Source organism: Oceanobacillus alkalisoli (assembly GCF_021556485.1).
GTDB classification, from domain to species: domain Bacteria; phylum Bacillota; class Bacilli; order Bacillales; family Amphibacillaceae; genus Oceanobacillus; species Oceanobacillus alkalisoli.
In genome coordinates, this window is sequence record NZ_JAKGBW010000007.1 from 79,380 (window position 1) to 97,868 (window position 18,489).

An 18,489-nucleotide genomic window follows, 5' to 3' on the forward strand; every position below is an offset into this window, starting at 1 on the left:
CAAAAGGAGAAGGAGGCAGGCCAATGAGGGAAAAAATTAAAATCACGATCTACGGAGCTGAACAAATTTGTGCTAGTTGTGTAGGAGCACCAGGTTCAATAGATACGTATGAGTGGCTGCAAGCTGCAATAGGCCGGAAATACGAAACGGATGCGATAACATATGAATATGTGGATATTAATGAACCACAGACAGAAAAGAAACACCAGGACTTTGTGCAGCAAATTATTGAAGAGGATTTGTTCTGGCCCATTGTATTTGTAAACGAAGACTTGGTGGCGGAAGGGATTCCACGTTTGAAAACAATTTATCAATCATTGGAAGAAAAAGGCCTAATGGGATAAACAGAACGATTGATAAACTTATTTTTCATTTGTATAATAAAGGGAAAGCGATGCCAAAGGAGGAAAAACATATGTCTATCGTATTAACGGATAGGGCAAGTGTTCAAATTAAAGAAATGATGCAGGATGAAGAGGAAGGGGTACGCCTTCGTTTTGGTGTGCAAGGTGGAGGCTGCAGTGGTCTTTCCTATTCCTTAGGCTTTGATGAAGAAATCAATGAAGAATTAGATGTTGTGAAAGAAATAAATGGAATTCCAGTCGTCTTGTTCAGCCAAGATATCCCTATTATTGAAGGAACGAAGATTGACTTCAAAGAGAATCTAATGGGTGGAGGATTCAGTATCGATAATCCGAACGCTGTGCTCTCCTGTGGCTGTGGTTCATCTTTCCGGCCGAAAGAGTATGATGGTCCAGTTGAGAAGTGTTAAGCATGGACCTTGAATGACTAAGAAGCAGGTGAAGGCAGATGACAGAAGAAAATATAGATACGAGCAGACTCTGCGTCGCGAAAGTTCCGTTCTTCAACCATTTAACGTATGATGAAATGGTAAAAATTGCCGAACGAAGTACCCATAGGAATTATCGGAAAGGGGAAATCATTATTCATGACGGTGACCCATTAGATTACTTGTACATCGTTCACCAGGGCAGAGTAAAGATTTATCAAATCTTTGAATCTGGTAAAGAGCAGTTATTACGTATCTTGGAACCTGGTGAGTTCATGGGAGAAATGGCGATTTTTACGAAGAAGGAAATGGATAGCTATGCAGAAGCAATAGAGAAATCGGAAATATGCGCCATTCACCGTGATGAAATGCAACTCTTAATGAAAGAACATCCATCGATTGCATTGAAAATATTAGAGCAGTTCAGTGAGCGTCTAGATCAGACGGAGAAGCTTATTGGAGAGTTAAGTTCGAAAGATGTTGAAATGCGAATTGCTACGTATTTAGTCGAGCTTGCAGAAAAGAACCAGCAACTGGACATCGTTCTTCCGATGAGTAAAAAGGACCTCGCATCTTATTTAGGGACTACGCAAGAAACGGTCAGCAGACGGTTATCTACCTTCCAGACAAATAAATGGATTGAGCAAGATGGCCACCGAAAAATTAAAATAATGAATCTGGAAGCACTGAAGCTAGTAATTGCACCAGCATAAAAAACGGGGCCCGCTTTGTTTAGAAATTGGGCTCCGTTATTGTTTAAAAAATGGCCATATCAGTCGAGTGTCTTGGTTGAACGCGGGCTTTTGGATCCATATAGCGCATCGCATTGTTAACAGCCGTAGGTCCTTCACCAAAACCGGTTACAATCAATTTAACTTTACCATCATAGGTCGTCACATCACCAGCTGCATATACACCAGGGATGTTTGTTTCCATTTTCGTATTGACGACAATACTATTCTTTTCGATTTCCAGTCCCCAGTCTTTAATTGGCCCAAGAGAAGAAATGAACCCATAGTTACAAATGACCTCATCCACATCCAACGTAATGTTACTTTCACCACGTACTTCCTGCAGTGTTAGTGAATCGATTCGTTCAGCGGCTGTTATCCCTTCGGCTGCATATGGTGTAATGACTTCAACAGCAGAATTTTTCAGCTGTTCCACACTTGCCTCGTGAGCACGGAATTGATCTCTGCGGTGGACAAGCGTTACACTTTTTGCAATTTTTTCTAGCATTAGGCTCCAATCGAGAGCAGAATCTCCGCCACCAAGGATAACGACATTTTTATCTTTAAAATGATTCATATCGGGAACATGGTAATGTAAATTAATACCTTCAAAGTCCTCACTATTATCGATATTTAGACGCCTCGGAGTAAATGCTCCGTTGCCAGCGGTAATAATCATCGTCTTCGTATAATGGACGTCCCCATTCTTGCTGACGAGCTTTATACTTTCATCTTCGAGCCGTTCCATCGTTTCGATTTGCTGATCGAGTACGATTGTAGGATTAAAGAACTTCGCCTGTTTTTCTAAATTATCGATGAGATCAACTGCCTTAATCTTTGGGAATCCAGCAACATCATATATATATTTCTCCGGATAAAGGGCTGCAAGCTGTCCACCGATTTGCGGTAAACTTTCAATAATCTTTACCTTCGCTTGACGCATGCCTCCGTAAAAAGCAGTGAATAACCCTGCTGGTCCGGCACCTATTATCGTTATATCATAAAGTTCTTCAGACAACAGTATTCCCTCTCTCTGTACTAAAATTATCAACATTCTTATCCTACCATAAATCGCAATCGAATCGTAACTATCTAGCTCATTATCAAGGAAAAAACGTATCACATTTAGCGGTTGATAGACGCTTTGTAACAATCGTGTAACATTATATTTTATTTTCATTACAATTATGTTATAATCTTATGATGTGATTCACATAAAGGGAAACTTCAATCAGTGGGGTTTTTTATCTCTAACTGATTGTTAGTTGAATGGAACTTAGCTGTTAGCTCACGTTTCTTCCCATCTAAACTTTCTCGAAGACCCTAAAGTTTTGAGGCGGGAGTTCTACGGACGGTTACACCGGGATAAACAAAAATAGCCAACTTAATAACGGGAAACATGCAAAATAATTGAGCAAATCTAAGGCTAATGGAGTGTTTTAAAAGATGTATAAACCACATATTGTAATTTTAGGAGCAGGCTATAGTGGTCTCACAACTGCAACTAAATTACAGAAAATATTGCACCAGAATGAAGCGAATATAACGCTCGTGAACAAACATGATTATCATTATCAAACGACATGGCTTCATGAAACGGCAGCAGGATCTCTAAAGCCGGAACGAACGATGATTCCAATCCGCGATATCATTAATCAAGAAAAAATTAACTTTGTAATCGATGAAGTGACGATGATTGATGAAAAGAATAAAAAAGTAAAACTTCTGAATCAGGAGATCTCGTATGATATCCTTGTTATTGGTCTAGGATTTGAAGCGGAAGCAATCACAAATCCGGATTTAAATGAACATGTTTTTCCAATTGGAAATTTAAATAACGCCAGAGTATTAAGAGAGCATTTGGAATATAATTTCGCTAAGTATGCAAATGAGGTAGAAAAGAATGCGGCACGAATTAATATTGTTATTGCTGGAGGAGGCTTCACTGGAATCGAATATGCAGGTGAACTTGCCGACCGAATACCTGAACTCGGTGGTGAATATGATGTGGACCGAACGCAGGTCCGTATCATTATGGTAGAATGTGAATCTACTATTCTACCAGGATGTGAACAAGAATTTGTAAACTATGCGATGAATTCTCTTGAATCCCGAGGTGTGGAATTTATTACAGACGCTAGAATTGTCGAGTCGAAGCATGATCGGGTCATGTATGAAAAAGAAGGAAAACAGATCGAAATACCGGCAAAAACAATTGTCTGGACAGCTGGCGTTCGTGGCAATTCTCTCCTTGAACATTCGAGCATCCCAACGGTAAACGGCAAAGTAGAAGTAAGCAGAGATTTACGTGTCCCAGGGTATGAGAATGTCTATGTCTTAGGAGACTGTGCCCTAATTACCAATGCGGAGACAGGAAGACCATGCCCTGCAAATGCGGAGACAGCAATTGCTTCTGCTGTAGTTGCAGCACGGAATATTAAGGCACAGATTAATGAAGAAGCATTACAGCACTTTCAATCTGAAAAAAAGGCAATCATTGCTTCGCTCGGTTCCTCGGATGGGGTGGCTGTATCATTAAATGGGAAGAAGCATTTTGGCTGGAAAGCGACTTTTATGAAGAAACTCTCGTTAAACCGATATCTGCTGCAATTAGGTGGAATCTATCTCTTGATGAAAAAGGGCAGATTTAATATCTTCCATACGTAAAGCAGAGGCTATATGTCTTTGCTTTTTCATCGTCTGGCTCCAGCGCCCAGCGACTATCAAACTTTACACTCCTCCAATCGATAAAGAAGACTTAGCCGTTTGGTCTTTGTGAGGCTTAGTCGCCCTTATACCCTTGCGGTGAAAGTTAACATCAACTCACTCTCTTCGCCTGAGTTTCCTTTATCTCCCTTCCGGTAAAAAGGAGGTTCGATTAAGTTCGCCCCTTCCTGGGGCAACATCGAACTACCTCCCATCCTGGGAGGCACAGTTTGTACGTCGCTAAACGGGCGCTTGCGCCTTTGTTTTATTTATTATAAAATAAGCGTGGGTGTTAGTTAACGAAGCGAAGGGAGTCACATCATTGATACAGCTAGTAGTTTCCATTATGTTATATTTTGTCATTTTCTTTGGTATCGCTTTTATTTTAAATATGCTTTTAAGAAGAACTTGGCTCATGTCAATTCTATATCCAATTGTTGCAATAATGATGATAGATGGCATTTCTACTTTTGATTACTTTACGAACACGGCGGAATCTTTTAAACTATTGGGAGATACGCTTGCGGCTTTGAAATTAGCTGACTATGTCATTATGGGTGCCGGTTTTCTAGGTACAATTGCTTCTGGCTTTACGATTCGTATTTTAAGAAGAAGCGGGTATCGGATGTTTTAAAAATGATACGCAACATTAAAAACCACAGTCATTTTATATTGGGCTGTGGATTTTATTTTTGCTATAATAAGGATAATAGCATTTCCAAAAAATTTACCCTTTAATTAAAACGCTTTCAAATAAAGGACTCACCCTGCATACTAGGAATGACATACAAAGGAGAAATGTACATTGGCGAACTTAACTCGAGATTTTTTCATTGCTTTATCAAACAATCAATTTCTGAATAACAATGCAAAAAGATGGGGGTTGCGGCTTGGTGCAGAGAAATTTGTAGCTGGGACGGATTTGCCCCGTGCTGCTGAAAGAGTAAAAGAATTAAACGAGCGCGGCATTTCTGTAGCACTTGATAACTTAGGGGAATTCGTATCTGACAGGTCAGAAGCTGAAGCAGCTAAAAATCAGATTCTTCAAGTCGTTGAATATATTCACGAGAAGAAGCTGGATGGTCATATAACAGTAAAGTTAACTCAAATTGGCCTTGATATCGATCAAGATTTTTGTATGGACAACATGCGGGAGATCCTTGTTAAAGCAAATGAATACAATATTTTCGTAAATGTCGATATGGAGAAGTATATTCATTACCAGCCGACACTTAATATTGTAACAGCACTTCATAAAGAGTATGAAAATATCGGAACCGTGTTACAAACCTATTTATACCGTACACTTGATGACTTGAAGGATCTTGAAAATGTTCGATTACGGATCGTAAAGGGAGCGTATAAAGAATCTGGAGATGTGGCTTATCAGTCTAAAGAAGAAATTGATGCGAATTTCATGGAAACGGTGAAAGAAAGATTGCAGGGGGAAGCATTTACATCGATTGCAACCCATGATCATCATCTAATCAATCAGGTAAAAAAATATGTAGAAGCTCATCAAATTGATAAACGCAAATTTGAATTCCAGATGCTTTATGGCTTCCGTGTCGAGATGCAATATGCATTAGCTGAAGAAGGTTATCATTTCTGTACGTATATTCCGTTTGGCGATGATTGGTATGGGTATTTCATGCGCCGGCTAGCAGAACGTCCGCAAAATATTAATCTTGTGCTTAAAGATACTCTCTATACGGAGAATAACAGATTGAAGACAGGGGCGGTCATGGCAGGGGCAGCCGGAGTTGCAGCACTTGCATTTTTTGTAGGCAGAAGGAGTCGAAAAAACAAAAAATTGAAACAATTATGAAATACTCCCGGAATCTATCTTAACAAAGATTGCTGCGATTGTAGTAAGCCGAATAATATATAAGCATGATTCTGAAGTTGAAGCGGAATTTGACGAAGTAGTAACAGTAGCTAGGCAGTTAAATGATTCATTAAAAAAAGCAGAATGGGATAGACGATGATCTTCCCGTTTTTTTTGATTATTTCTAGCTTGAATGTGCTAAACTAGTAGAAAAACGAATAAAGAGTGATTGGATGAAAAAGACGAATGTTCATCGTTTGCTTGATAAGGAAAAGGTTGCTTATCAGATTCATGAGTATGCTTGGAAGGAAGATAGCCTCGATGCGGAAACTGCTGCAAGTCAAACGAATATTCCACTCGAGAAGGTGTTTAAAACACTCGTAACAGTCGGGGATAAAACGGGCCCAGTCGTTGTCGTGATTAGCGCACAAGATGAGCTGAACTTGAAAAAACTCGCCAAAGTAAGTGGCAATAAAAAGATTGACATGTTGCCGATGAAAGATTTAGAGAAGACGACAGGGTATATCCGGGGTGGTTGCTCGCCGATTGGCATGAAGAAAAGCTATCCGACATACATTGATTCCGAAGCTAAAGGTTTGGAATATCTCGTCATTTCGGCAGGAAAACGCGGTTCTCAAGTCGAACTCTCGCCAGAAGACCTAAGAACAATGACAGAAGCAACGTATGCTGATCTACGAGCAGAGTAGCCTGGCAAAAATAAGGTCCCCAGCTGTGTGGAGGACCTTATTTTCATTTCTTGCGTTCCTTTTGTAATGCAATTTTTACAGTAGTTAAGAATTCTTCAGCTTTTTCTTCCGGTGCTTTTGTAGCTAAGCTGACACCGATGAAGATGAGAGTGGATAAGAGAATTCCCCACACACCTGAGGCGAGTCCGAGCGGCTTCCACTGAAATGCTTCTAAAAGAATGACAATGCCCCCCGTAATGCCCACACTCGCTAATACTCCAGCAGCTGTACCTCGTTTCCAGAAAAACGTTCCAAATATAGCAGGCACCGCAATGATAAGACCAGCAGAAGAAGCGACCGAGAGGAGTACGATAATACTTAGTTCCATTTCGGCAAATAGATAAGCAATAATCGCAATTACAGGAATGACAAATTTACCAATTTGCAGCTGCATCCGGTCAGATGGCCGTTCTCTGAGATTCCCATACACATCCTTCGCAAATACCGAAGCCAGGGTGAGTAAAATGGAATCAATCGTTGAGATAGCTGCTGCCATAATTCCTACCATCACAATAACCCCAAGAATCGGTGGTACAAGGTCGCTAGAGAGAATTAAAGGTGTTGCCATGTCAACGTTATCTAAGTTCGGAAACATAATGGTTGCCGAGAAGCCCCAAAAAATTGCAACAAGTGTATAAACGAGCCCGAAGACCATAAAGCCGAGTATCATAATTTTTAAGTTTTTCAAAGATGACGGCATAAATAACCGTTGGCTAACCTGTGGGTTGGAAAGGCTGAAAAACATCCATGGCAAGGTCATGCCAATAAATGTAAAAATATTAAAAAATCCATTACCAGGCACCGCTAATGAAGCTGGATGTTCTGTCTCAAGCGTCTGGAAAAAACCATTGAATCCGCCTAATCCATTGATAAGAACAAGAACGACAATGATTGATGTGATGATCATGAATACTGCCTGTAAGGAGTCTGTCCAAGCAACGGAGCGAATTCCCGCAATATAAGAAAATAAAATAGCCATAATCGTTGCAATCAACACACCGGTTGAAAACGTGATTTCATTATTCGTAAGACCGGAAAGCAGGTAGCCAACACCAGTTAGCTGGACGGCGCTATAAGGGATGAGAAAGAGACAACTCGTTATCGCGACAATGATCGCCACTCTTTTGTCCTGATAGCGGTCACCAAGCATTTCAGAGGGAGTGACGTAGCCATATTTTTTTCCGACAACCCAAAAACGCGGCCCAAAAAAGGCGATCAGCGAAACTCCCATCAGATAAATCAATTCAAACCCGAGCGCACCAACTCCGCCACTATATGTAAGCCCGGCTAATCCAACAAGCATGAAGGCACTATAAGTTGTCGCACTGTAGCTAAGTGCAGATACAATTCCGCCGAGTTTTCTATCTCCAAGAAAATAACTAACCATATTATTTTGTTTACCCGGGCGCGATAAGAAGGCGATGATTAAAGAAACAATAATATAGATGGCAACTGCCCACCAAACGTACGATGAATTCATTATTCTCCGCCCCATTCCTTAATTAATAAATAATTGATGCCAATTACAATAACAGTAAGTACCGTCCAAAATAAAAAGCTGCCATACCATCTTTCGACATTCGTAAGCAATGTGTACGGTACAACAAATGCACTTAGTATCAAGCTTGTAATTATGACGGCATAAACCTTTTCATTCCTTTTCATGAATGCTATTCCTCCTCTATTTTATGAGATTAGCTCGAAGTAAACGAACCATATTATTGTGAAAGAAATCACATGTCTTAACGAGAATTCCATATTTTCAATGTAAAATTACAAAATCTATCATACCAGATTGTAATTAAGAAGGCTACATAAAAAATCTTTCAATTAAGAAACTTTCGTCCGCGATTGACGTCCAATGCAGTAAGAAGGATTAAAAGGGGGTCAAGTTCAAGTGAGTAAGTATTTAATTATATTGATGTTCAGTTTTTTACTGGCAGCTTGTACGAGTAATGGGGCAGATAATTCCGCCGAGGAAATGGCCGATATTGCGAACGAGACAGAAAGTTATGGAATGGAAGAGAGCGAGCAACAATTTTCTGAAGCGAATAAGGAGGAGGCTCAAGATGTAGAAACGGAGAGCGCAGGAAATGATGATGGACTGGCTACGGTTGAAGCAAATCGCAAGGTCATTTATACAGCAGATATAAGTGTGGAAACAGATGATTTTGAAGTCTTTTCCAATGTAATTCAAAAGGAAGCTAAAAAGATTGGCGGTTATGTGCTTGAGTCGACGCTTTATAACGAACAGGTGGAAGATTTGAAGGGCGGTCAGATGACAGTTCGGATACCGCAAGAAGATTTTCATACATTTCTCGATGTGATTGAAGAGGGGAGTACAAAGGTGCTGGATCACTATGTTTCCGGTGAAGATGTTACCGAGGAATTCGTCGATTTGGAGTCCCGCTTGAAATCGAAAGAACAAGTCGAGGAAAGATTACTGGAATTTTTAGATGGTGCAGAGAAAACAGAGGACTTATTAAAAATATCGAATGATTTAGCAATAGTACAAGAGGAGGTTGAAATGATTGTCGGCAGGATGAATTATCTTCAAGACAAAACGGACTTTTCAACAGTAACCATTTCAATCCAGGAACGCCATGTAACCCTTTCAAGTGTCAATGACGGTGATTTGAACACATGGGGTGAGACGAAGCAACAATTTATGAAAAGCATTAATTTTCTTATCAGCGCCTTTTCTGCATTAACCATATTTCTCATCGGCAACCTCCCAATATTAATCACTGTTGGTGCACTTATGCTGATCAGTTTCTTTATCTGGAGAAAGCAAAAGAAAAACAAGTCATCGGGACCTGGTGTCTGACCCCAATGTCCCAATATTTTGCTTCCCTCATGTTGAGAGGAGGGGTATTACAGACCGTTAATGCGTGATAAACTATTAGCAAGTGAGTTAAAGAGGAGGAAGAAGATGGAGAAATTACAAATTGGCAGGGCGGCATTGACTTGGTTACGTGGTGGTGTCAATCATTTGGATGGTGGCGCCATGTTTGGTGTTGTGCCGAAAGCTTTATGGTCAAGGAAATATCCGACAGATGAGAAGAACTTAATTGAACTCCGGACAGACCCAATTTTACTTCAGTTAGATGGCAAAAATTATCTGATTGATTCAGGAATCGGTACAGATAAACTAACAGCAAAACAAATTCGTAACTTTGGTGCAAAGGAGCTTTCTTTTCTCGAGGAATCATTACATGAATTAGGATTGAAACCAACTGAAATTGATGCAGTATTAATGACACATTTACATTTTGACCATGCGAGCGGCTTGTCAAAACAAGGGAAAGAAGGCTATGAAACGATTTTTTCCAATGCGGTTATTTACACGACTGCAATCGAGTGGGAAGAAATGCGCCATCCTAATATTCGTTCCGTCAATACGTATTGGGAAATAAACTGGCGATCGATAGAACATCAAGTTGAAACCTTCGCAGATGAACTGGAAATAGCAGAAGGATTACGGATGATTCATACTGGCGGCCATAGTGAAGGGCATGCCATTATTGTATTTGAAGACGGAGAAGATTGTTTTATTCATATGGCAGATTTGATGCCGACGAATGCCCATGAAAACAAGCTTTGGGCACTTGCTTATGATGATTATCCAGTCACATCTGTCCATGAGAAACAGGAGTGGATGGAATATGGTTATAATAGGCAGGCGTGGTTCACATTTTATCATGATGCCTATTACCGTGCGATTCGTTTTAATAAAGAAGGCGAACGGATTCAGGAGGTTAAGAGGATAAGAGAATGACAAAGATAAGCGCTTCAGTTGAGAAGCGCTTATCTTTTAAGCGGTTTCAGTTGATGCGATAATTCCGCCCGTCTCCAAGTCAACATAAAATTCATACTGTTTACTTTCCCCATCAATATTTCTCGTAATTCCTCCACGGTAAGCTTCGTACACCAGACCATTTTTCTCCACTTCTTCAGGTTTCATGTAAATCCATGAACCACTAATTGGCCCGTTTCGTTTAAAAGCTTCTTTTGCATTGCTCAAAGCTTTCTCCGGTGTTATTTTCTGCTTTGTGTCCAATTGGCTCTTCAGCAGATAACCTGCCGCGATACCGAGACTTGCTGCGAGTATAAGGTTTCTTTTTTTCAATTTGTTCCACCTCTCATTTAAATGAAATAACAATAATTCTACTATAAAGTATATCTTACTTACTTGGAAATTTCATCTCGCGACTGAAGTCATGACTATTCTTAGTTTATTTACCCCAGTGTAATCGTCCGTAAAAAACTCTAACCTCAAAACTTTAGGGTCTTCGAGAAAGCTTAGGTGGGAAGAAATGTGAGTTAACACCTAAGGTTCGTTCCCCTAACATGCAGCGGGGGAGATAAGAATACTTCCTCTTAATGAAGTTTCACTTTATAAAACTCCATCTTAACAACAACGGGATAGTGGAAAGTAGCTTCCATTATCCGTTATACTAACAAGAGCATAGAGAAAATAGAATATATATAAAGGGGTTTTAACATGAATCAGGAAACCTTAGATCTTTTTAAAAATTTGACCGAACTCCAGGGAGCGCCTGGGAATGAACATGCTGTCCGGGCTTTTATGAAGAAAGAATTAGAGAAATATTCGGATGAAGTTGTCCAAGATAACCTCGGCGGTGTCTTCGGTGTGAAAAAAGGAAACGGGCCCCGCATTATGATTGCAGGACATATGGATGAGGTTGGCTTCATGGTTACACAAATTACGGACAATGGAATGATCCGTTTTCAGCCGCTAGGTGGTTGGTGGAATCAAGTGATGCTCGCTCAGCGCGTTCAAGTGATGACGGAAAATGGTCCAGTGATCGGTGTGATTTCATCCATTCCTCCCCATTTATTAACGGAAGCACAGCGGAAGAAACCGATGGAAATTAAAAATATGCTCATTGACATCGGGGCAGATGACCGGGAAGATGCGTTCGGAATCGGTGTGAAACCAGGAGACTCGATTGTTCCAGTTACACCATTCCAACCGATGGCGAATGAGAAGAAAGTTCTTGCTAAAGCTTGGGATAACCGTTATGGCTGCGGTCTATCCATTGAATTGTTAAAAGAATTAAAGGATGAGTCATTGCCGAATACATTATATTCTGGAGCAACTGTCCAGGAAGAAGTTGGGCTTCGCGGGGCGCAAGTTGCAGCGAATATGATTCAGCCAGATATCGCTTATGTCCTTGACGCGTCACCAGCTAATGATGCATCAGGCGATAAAAAAGCCTTTGGCCAGCTTGGAAAAGGTGCATTAGTGCGGATATTTGACCGTACGATGGTGACGCATCGCGGTATGCGGGAGTTTGTACTTGATACCGCAGAATCGAATAATATCCCGTATCAATACTTTGTTTCTCAAGGCGGAACAGATGCCGGAAGAATCCATCTATCGAATAATGGGGTGCCAAGTGCGGTCATTGGAATATGCTCACGATATATTCATACGTCAGCATCCATTGTCCATATAGATGATTATGCAGCAGCGAAAGAACTGCTCATTAAACTTGTAAAATCAAGTGATCAGACGACCATTGATACGATTAAAAACAACAGTTGAGGGATGTAATGAAAGTAAGAATTGGTTCTAAAAATCCAACGAAAATCCATGCCTGTGAAGCTGTGTTTAAGGAATATACTGTCGAGGGAATCAGTGTTCCTTCCGGTGTTTCACCGCAGCCAAAAACAGATGAGGAAACAAGACAAGGTGCAATCAATCGGGCAATCGCCGCGTTTAACTTAAGAGAAACAGATATTGGGGTCGGACTGGAAGGTGGCGTTATGCTTCTTAACGGTTCGCTCTACCTGACGAACTGGGGAGCGCTTGCCGTTTCACATGATGAGATTTACACCGCAGCTGGCGCCCGGATCGCATTACCGAGTGCTTTTTTACCAGAGTTGAAGCAAGGGAAAGAATTAGGGGACATCATGGAAGAGTATGCACAAAAAGAAAACATCCGATCAAATGAAGGTGCAATCGGTATTTTTACGAACGATCAAATTGACAGGAGCACTATGTTCACCCACGTTACTCAAATTCTCCGCGGGCAACTGGAGTACTGGTCTAAAATATAAAAACGAAGGAGTGCTTAGCTTGGCACTCCTTCGTTTTTATTCATAAATATACGCTAAAACTTCTAAAGCTTGATCAATTGTTTCAACGGTGATAGTTGCTTTGTTGGATAATTCTTTCAGCGGGTGAATAAATTCTTCCGGCCGAACTAAGATTGTTGGTTTGTTCAATGTAATCGCAGCTGAGGCGTCCATTGCGGTATTCCACTGCCTGTATTTCTCACCGAATAAGGCAATAACAACATCCGCCTTTTGCATGAGTACCTGCGTTCTCAAATTATTCACGGCAGAAGCGGCATCATCCCTGTAATAATTATCTGGTTGCTTTCCGAGAATTTTTTCGCCAATATCATCTGAAAGATCATGATTCGTCTGTGGCCCGACAAAGTTTAAAGGCAAATTCTTTTCCTCTGCTTTTGTCTTTAATTGCTCCCGCCAGTCTGAGTGAATCTCACCAGCTAAATAAACTGTAAGTTCCATTTCAGCACCTCCAAAAAATACGATTCTACTTTTATACTAACGAATAGAATAATAATTGCAAATAATTCATCTCGGTGCAACCGTCCGTCCGAGAAAGTTTAAGTGGAGCTAACGGACGCTGACACCCTGATTCATTCAACTAACAGTCAGTGGGGGGATGAAAAAAACCTCTACTGATTGAAGTTTCACTTTATCGTGAAAGGGTTTAATTTCACTCACTCAGGACGTGTGAATTGAAACAGATAGAAAGGAAAGCTATGATAGAAAAAAAGGAGATGATGGAAGATGAGAGCATTACAATCTGTAAAAGAATATAACGAACTTAAAAATAACGAAAAAACAATTTTTCTTTTTACGGCAGGATGGTGTCCGGACTGTCGCGTCATTGAACCAATCCTACCCGAAATAGAAGATAAATATCCAGAGTATACTTTTGTTGAAATTAATCGAGACGAATTTATGGAACTTGCTGGAGAAAATGATATTTACGGCATCCCTAGCTTTTTGGCCTTTAATAAAGGGGTAGAAGTAGGTCGTTTTGTCAGTAAAGACCGGAAGACAAAAGAAGAAATTATTTCGTTTATCGATGGCTTTGCGAAAGTTTGACAATAAGTTTGTAAGGAGGAACCATCGATGAAAATGACAAGTACCCGTATGCGGGATATATTGAAAGAACGACTCACAAATGAAAATTATCAGTTTAGATTCAACCGGAAAGAAGACACACTTCGAATCGAGTGGAAGGACACAAAGCAAGGCTTAACCTTGACGCTTCCTAATATCATTGTAAAATATAATACGCGTGGTGAATCGGTAATCGATGAAGTGGTCGAGCATATCGAGGAGGCGCTCCGGATGATGCGGGAAGAAGTCGAATTGACTGGAATGGAAAAGCATATTTATCCCGTAATCCGTTCGACATCCTTCCCAACTGAAACAAAAGCCGAAAAAAAGCTGATGTTTAAAGATCATACCGCGGAAACGAGAATATTTTATGCACTTGATGAAGGGAAATCATACCGGCTGATTGATGAGGATCTTCTTCACGGGGCAGACTGGACGCGGCAGCATTTAGAAGAAATCGCGATGTTTAATGCCCGTTCGCTCTCAACCGACTATAAGGCTGATAACGTAGCAGGCAATGATTTCTATTTCATTGCGACCCAAGATGGCTATGATGCCACCAGAATATTGAATGAAGCATTCTTAGAAGAGATGAAGATCAATGTGAAAGGTGATATGGCCGTTGCAACTCCACATCAGGATGTATTAATTGTTGCGGATATTCAGAATAAGACCGGGTATGATATTTTAGCCCAGCTTACAATGAAATACTTCTCAGAAGGACGTATCCCAATTACATCGTTACCATTTATTTACGAAGATAAAAAATTAGAACCAATCTTTATCCTCGCGAAGAATCGCCCGGAGAAATAGAGAAAGGACGAAGAGAATGAACGTATTTTATAATCCAAACGGAATCGGTGATGTACTCCTTATTCCAGTTAAAGATGGTAATCGCTATGAATGGACGTATGAAACAAAGGGAGACATTGTTCGAGTGCTTGGAGAAAACCAGGAAGTGCTCGGTTACAACATATTCGATGCTTCGAATAAATTTGAACTTGCCGAAACAGGTGCAATCAAGCTGACGGAAGCATTACTTGCGGAAATCAAAAATCTATTCAAAGACAATAATTTGGATGATGAACTTGATTTTGATCTAAGCCCGAAATTTGTCGTCGGTTATGTCGAGGAAAAGGGACCACATGAAAATGCTGATAAGCTGAGTGTTTGTAAAGTTAATGTTGGGGAAGAAGTACTGCAAATTGTTTGCGGTGCACCAAATGTCGATGCAGGCCAAAAGGTAGTAGTTGCCAAAGTGGGAGCAACAATGCCAAGCGGCCTCCGTATCAAACCATCTGAACTGCGCGGTGTCCCGTCGAATGGCATGATTTGTTCCAAGAAAGAATTGGGACTACCAAACGCACCAGATGAAAAAGGAATTTATGTACTTGATGACAGTTATCAAATTGGCGAAGAATTTAACTTTTAAAATAGAAGCACACACTATTTTTCAATAGGGTGTGTTTTTTATTTAACCAAATTTTTATTATAAAACGAGATGACGCACCGCTTTTATTTAGCGCAAGTGTCCGAAACTCACTTTTGGAGGTCCGCAGTCCAGACACCCCTCGCACCTGCTGAGCGGCCGGCAAGCCTCCTCGCGCTAACGCGCTGCGGGGTTTCGTCAGGCTTACCTCCGAACAGGAAGTTCTAATGCCGGCGTTGGTCACAGGACGTGACCGTTCTTAGCCGGCTTCCCGCAGGAGTCTCGAGGTGTCTGGACTGCTACCAGGAAAGGTCAAATTTAGATCACTGTTTATTATTCCAAAGATATAATTTTTATCGTGATATTGCACTGGAATATATGCGATTAATAATAATCATCCCTACTAGTTCAGTTGCCCGGTGGACGGTGACTCCTGCGGGAATAGCACGAGTCTGGAGATCCCACAGGGCGGTAGCCCGAGGAGCTCTAGCAGTGCCCAAGGATGCGCATCCGGCCACCGGGCAACTGAACGGGGGTTAGAACTCCAGTCTAGAGAATGCGCAAAATACTTACGCTGAATGAAAGTAATACACACTTACGCTTAATGAAGCTCAGCTAAGCTGTTACAAGCTAAGGAAACGGGGGGATTAAATATTAATTTTAATAAAACTACATCAATACTTAAAAAACTGGTAAAATAGAGAAGCAATATGGATTGAAAAGGAAATGAGTGAATGAAATGTTAAAGCATTGGTTAGATAAAATGAAAAACTTTTTCGTAACTGAAGTAGAAGAAGAAATCGAAATAGAAGACCCTGATCAGCCAAATCAAAATCGTCAGCAATTAAAAGCTAGAATGACTTATCAGTATCCAGAAAACAGACCTTTCCGTTTTCCGGTAATTCCAGACCAAAGGGAAGCTCGGAAAAAAGATGAAGATAAACAAAAACCAGCTTATACCCGCAGGAAGCAAGAGCCGGTCCGTAAACCGGAAAAAAGCAGGAATACAACGGCATCCACTGCCCCTAGGAAAGTATATAAAGATGAAAATGCACCACCATTTCAGGCGTCAGAAGTACCGTCTCCAATCTATGGTTTTCAAAAAAGGACGGATGAAGTAGAGAACATACCAGCTTATGCTCGGAAGAAGATAGAGAAAGAAGAACAATTAGAAGTACAGGAAGAAGAGCGCAAACCAATTGAATCCGCCATTAGGGAAATTGCACCAGAACAGAAAACTGCATTACAAGAAACAGCGGTAACAGTAGAAGCAGAGGAACCCCAACAGAAGGAAGAAAAAACTAAAACAGAAGAAATTAAAACAATTCAGCAGCTGGCGCAGGAAGAAACAACAGATAAATTGGTACATAAAAAAGCGCCCCAACCTGAAAAAAATAAAACAAGCAATGAAAGAAAACAAGGAAATAAACGAGAAGTACCATTTAACGTTATGATGACCCCGCTCGATAAAGCAAAAATGGAACGAAATGAAAGGGTGCGGGAACGAGGGTTGCGCCGTCCTGAGAAACGTTTAGAAAGGGAAAGGGAGAGACAGCCGGAAAACGAGACTGTCCAACCAGTGATGGAGCAAGTTGAGGTGGAAGAAACGCCAAAGGATATTCACATTCCGTTACATCTCTTAAATGATCCGCAAGAAGAAGATTATGCAAATGACCCTTGGATTCAGGATCAGCAAAATTTGCTTGAACAGACACTGAAACATTTTAATGTTGCAGCTAAAGTTGTACTCGCCACACAAGGACCGTCTGTAACAAGGTTTGAAGTACAGCCGGAACTTGGTGTGAAGGTTAGTAAAATTAGAAATTTAAGTGATGACTTAAAATTAAATATGTCTGCAAGAGATATTCGGATTGAAGCACCAATTCCGGGGAAAAATACAGTTGGTATCGAAGTGCCGAATCCAACAGCACAAATGGTTGGATTGCAGGAGATTGTAGAGACCGACGAGTTTAAAGAGAGTAAATCACCGCTGACTGCTGCACTAGGTCTAACGATTGAAGGGAAGCCGAAAATAACAAATATCCAAAAAATGCCCCATGGCCTGATTGCTGGTGCAACTGGATCCGGAAAAAGTGTGTGCATCAACACAATTCTTATCAGTGTTTTATACAAAGCGAGCCACGAAGATGTGAAGCTGCTCTTGATTGATCCGAAAATGGTGGAGCTTGCACCGTATAATGGTGTTCCGCATCTCGTTTCTCCTGTTATAACCGATGTAAAAGCTGCGACACAGAGCTTAAAATGGGCGGTTAATGAAATGGAAGAACGTTATGAACGTTTCGTGGAAGAAGGCGTCAGAGACATTGAACGCTTCAACCGGAAAGTGAATAGTGAAAACAGAAGCGAAGAAAAAATGCCTTACATTCTCATCGTTATTGATGAGTTGGCTGATTTAATGATGATGTCTCCGCAAGATGTGGAAAATTCCATCAGTAGAATCGCACAAAAAGCACGAGCTTGCGGGATTCATCTCTTATTAGCTACCCAGAGACCGTCTGTTGATGTCATTACTGGACTCATTAAAGCAAATATCCCAACGCGGATCGCCTTTAGTGTTTCTTCTCAAGTGGACTCCCGTACAATTCTTGACGTGAGCGGAGCGGAGAAGCTTTTAGGAAAAGGTGATATGCTATTTATGGAAAACGGAACAGGCAAAAGCGTTCGACTCCAGGGCCCGTTTGTGTCTGATGAAGAAATTGAGAGAGTTACGGCTTATGCAAGAGAGATCGCTGAACCGGAATATTTATTCGAACAGGAACAGCTGCTGGAACAAATCCATTTGGAAGAAGATGAGGACGAGCTACTTGAAGAAGCAATCCAATTTGTTATCCACCAACAGTCAGCGAGCACGTCCATGCTGCAGCGTCATTTTAAAATCGGTTATAACCGGGCCGCAAGACTCATTGATACGTTGGAGGCCCGTGGTATTATTTCCGGACAAAACGGAAGTAAGCCAAGGGATGTCCTCGTAACAGAAACTGCTGCCCAAATAAGTGAATAAATTTGTTTCAATTGCGATAGTTATATATGATATTGAAAACAGGATAAAT

General features: G+C 40.9%; 20 protein-coding genes. 15 read left to right on the forward strand and 5 right to left on the reverse strand.

Annotated features, from left to right (window positions below):
• The first annotated feature begins 23 nt into the window (after positions 1–23).
• The 3 genes from LZD48_RS08935 (at position 24) to LZD48_RS08945 (ending at position 1,503) form a co-directional block, all read left to right on the forward strand.
• Complete coding sequence (locus LZD48_RS08935; RefSeq protein WP_235762385.1) at positions 24–344, forward strand: YuzD family protein; 321 nt, start codon at positions 24–26, stop codon at positions 342–344.
• A 71-nt stretch (positions 345–415) separates the two neighbouring features.
• Positions 416–772 carry a HesB/IscA family protein gene (locus LZD48_RS08940; RefSeq protein WP_235762386.1) on the forward strand — a complete coding sequence of 119 codons (357 nt, stop codon included), beginning with the start codon at positions 416–418 and terminating at the stop codon, positions 770–772.
• A gap of 38 nt (positions 773–810) precedes the next feature.
• Positions 811–1,503 carry a Crp/Fnr family transcriptional regulator gene (locus LZD48_RS08945; protein ID WP_235762387.1) on the forward strand — a complete coding sequence of 231 codons (693 nt, stop codon included), beginning with the start codon at positions 811–813 and terminating at the stop codon, positions 1,501–1,503.
• 43 nt (positions 1,504–1,546) lie between these two features.
• Here the strand turns inward: LZD48_RS08945 and LZD48_RS08950 are convergent, their stop codons facing one another.
• Entirely contained in the window at positions 1,547–2,575 is a 1,029-nt protein-coding gene (locus tag LZD48_RS08950) for an NAD(P)/FAD-dependent oxidoreductase (RefSeq protein ID WP_438822753.1), read from the reverse strand.
• Between the two features lie 392 nt (positions 2,576–2,967).
• On the opposite strand from LZD48_RS08950, the gene LZD48_RS08955 reads away from it, so the two are divergent.
• The 4 genes from LZD48_RS08955 (at position 2,968) to ybaK (ending at position 6,762) form a co-directional block, all read left to right on the forward strand.
• On the forward strand, positions 2,968–4,188 hold the full coding sequence (locus LZD48_RS08955; protein ID WP_235762389.1) for an NAD(P)/FAD-dependent oxidoreductase: 1,221 nt from the start codon (positions 2,968–2,970) through the stop codon (positions 4,186–4,188).
• 361 nt (positions 4,189–4,549) lie between these two features.
• Positions 4,550–4,861, forward strand: coding sequence for a YuiB family protein (locus LZD48_RS08960; RefSeq protein WP_235762390.1), 312 nt, complete (start codon positions 4,550–4,552; stop codon positions 4,859–4,861).
• Between the two features lie 171 nt (positions 4,862–5,032).
• Positions 5,033–6,055: a proline dehydrogenase family protein gene (locus LZD48_RS08965; protein ID WP_235762391.1), complete on the forward strand. Its 1,023-nt coding sequence runs from the start codon at positions 5,033–5,035 to the stop codon at positions 6,053–6,055.
• 233 nt (positions 6,056–6,288) lie between these two features.
• Positions 6,289–6,762, forward strand: coding sequence for a Cys-tRNA(Pro) deacylase (gene ybaK / locus LZD48_RS08970; RefSeq protein ID WP_235762392.1), 474 nt, complete (start codon positions 6,289–6,291; stop codon positions 6,760–6,762).
• Positions 6,763–6,805: 43 nt separating this feature from the next.
• On the opposite strand, the gene LZD48_RS08975 is transcribed toward ybaK, so the two are convergent.
• Together LZD48_RS08975 and LZD48_RS08980 are read right to left on the reverse strand one after the other, a co-directional pair.
• On the reverse strand, positions 6,806–8,281 hold the full coding sequence (locus LZD48_RS08975) for a sodium:solute symporter family protein (protein WP_235762393.1): 1,476 nt from the start codon (positions 8,279–8,281) through the stop codon (positions 6,806–6,808).
• On the reverse strand, positions 8,281–8,466 hold the full coding sequence (locus LZD48_RS08980; RefSeq protein WP_235762394.1) for a hypothetical protein: 186 nt from the start codon (positions 8,464–8,466) through the stop codon (positions 8,281–8,283). The genes LZD48_RS08975 and LZD48_RS08980 overlap by 1 nt, the downstream gene beginning before the upstream one ends.
• Positions 8,467–8,698: 232 nt before the next feature.
• Here LZD48_RS08980 and LZD48_RS08985 point away from each other — a divergent pair, with 232 nt between their 5' ends.
• Complete coding sequence (locus LZD48_RS08985; protein WP_235762395.1) at positions 8,699–9,628, forward strand: DUF4349 domain-containing protein; 930 nt, start codon at positions 8,699–8,701, stop codon at positions 9,626–9,628.
• A 105-nt stretch (positions 9,629–9,733) separates the two neighbouring features.
• Positions 9,734–10,579, forward strand: a complete 846-nt coding sequence (locus LZD48_RS08990; protein WP_235762396.1) for a YtnP family quorum-quenching lactonase — start codon at positions 9,734–9,736, stop codon at positions 10,577–10,579.
• Between the two features lie 36 nt (positions 10,580–10,615).
• Here the strand turns inward: LZD48_RS08990 and LZD48_RS08995 are convergent, their stop codons facing one another.
• Positions 10,616–10,930, reverse strand: coding sequence for a PepSY domain-containing protein (locus LZD48_RS08995; protein ID WP_235762397.1), 315 nt, complete (start codon positions 10,928–10,930; stop codon positions 10,616–10,618).
• Between the two features lie 375 nt (positions 10,931–11,305).
• Here LZD48_RS08995 and LZD48_RS09000 point away from each other — a divergent pair, with 375 nt between their 5' ends.
• Positions 11,306–12,373: a M42 family metallopeptidase gene (locus tag LZD48_RS09000; RefSeq protein ID WP_235762398.1), complete on the forward strand. Its 1,068-nt coding sequence runs from the start codon at positions 11,306–11,308 to the stop codon at positions 12,371–12,373.
• A gap of 8 nt (positions 12,374–12,381) precedes the next feature.
• Positions 12,382–12,888 (forward strand): DUF84 family protein, encoded by a 507-nt coding sequence (locus LZD48_RS09005; protein ID WP_235762399.1) that lies wholly within the window; start codon positions 12,382–12,384, stop codon positions 12,886–12,888.
• Positions 12,889–12,924: 36 nt separating this feature from the next.
• Here the strand turns inward: LZD48_RS09005 and LZD48_RS09010 are convergent, their stop codons facing one another.
• Positions 12,925–13,365, reverse strand: a complete 441-nt coding sequence (locus LZD48_RS09010) for a YtoQ family protein (protein ID WP_235762400.1) — start codon at positions 13,363–13,365, stop codon at positions 12,925–12,927.
• A gap of 285 nt (positions 13,366–13,650) precedes the next feature.
• Between LZD48_RS09010 and LZD48_RS09015 the strand changes: the two genes are divergently transcribed.
• The 4 genes from LZD48_RS09015 (at position 13,651) to LZD48_RS09030 (ending at position 18,440) form a co-directional block, all read left to right on the forward strand.
• Positions 13,651–13,971, forward strand: coding sequence for a thioredoxin family protein (locus LZD48_RS09015; RefSeq protein WP_235762401.1), 321 nt, complete (start codon positions 13,651–13,653; stop codon positions 13,969–13,971).
• A gap of 27 nt (positions 13,972–13,998) precedes the next feature.
• Entirely contained in the window at positions 13,999–14,802 is an 804-nt protein-coding gene (locus LZD48_RS09020; protein ID WP_235762402.1) for a DUF1444 domain-containing protein, read from the forward strand.
• Between the two features lie 16 nt (positions 14,803–14,818).
• Positions 14,819–15,421 (forward strand): YtpR family tRNA-binding protein, encoded by a 603-nt coding sequence (gene ytpR / locus LZD48_RS09025; protein ID WP_235762403.1) that lies wholly within the window; start codon positions 14,819–14,821, stop codon positions 15,419–15,421.
• Between the two features lie 736 nt (positions 15,422–16,157).
• Positions 16,158–18,440: a DNA translocase FtsK gene (locus tag LZD48_RS09030; RefSeq protein WP_235762404.1), complete on the forward strand. Its 2,283-nt coding sequence runs from the start codon at positions 16,158–16,160 to the stop codon at positions 18,438–18,440.
• Positions 18,441–18,489: the final 49 nt, after the last annotated feature.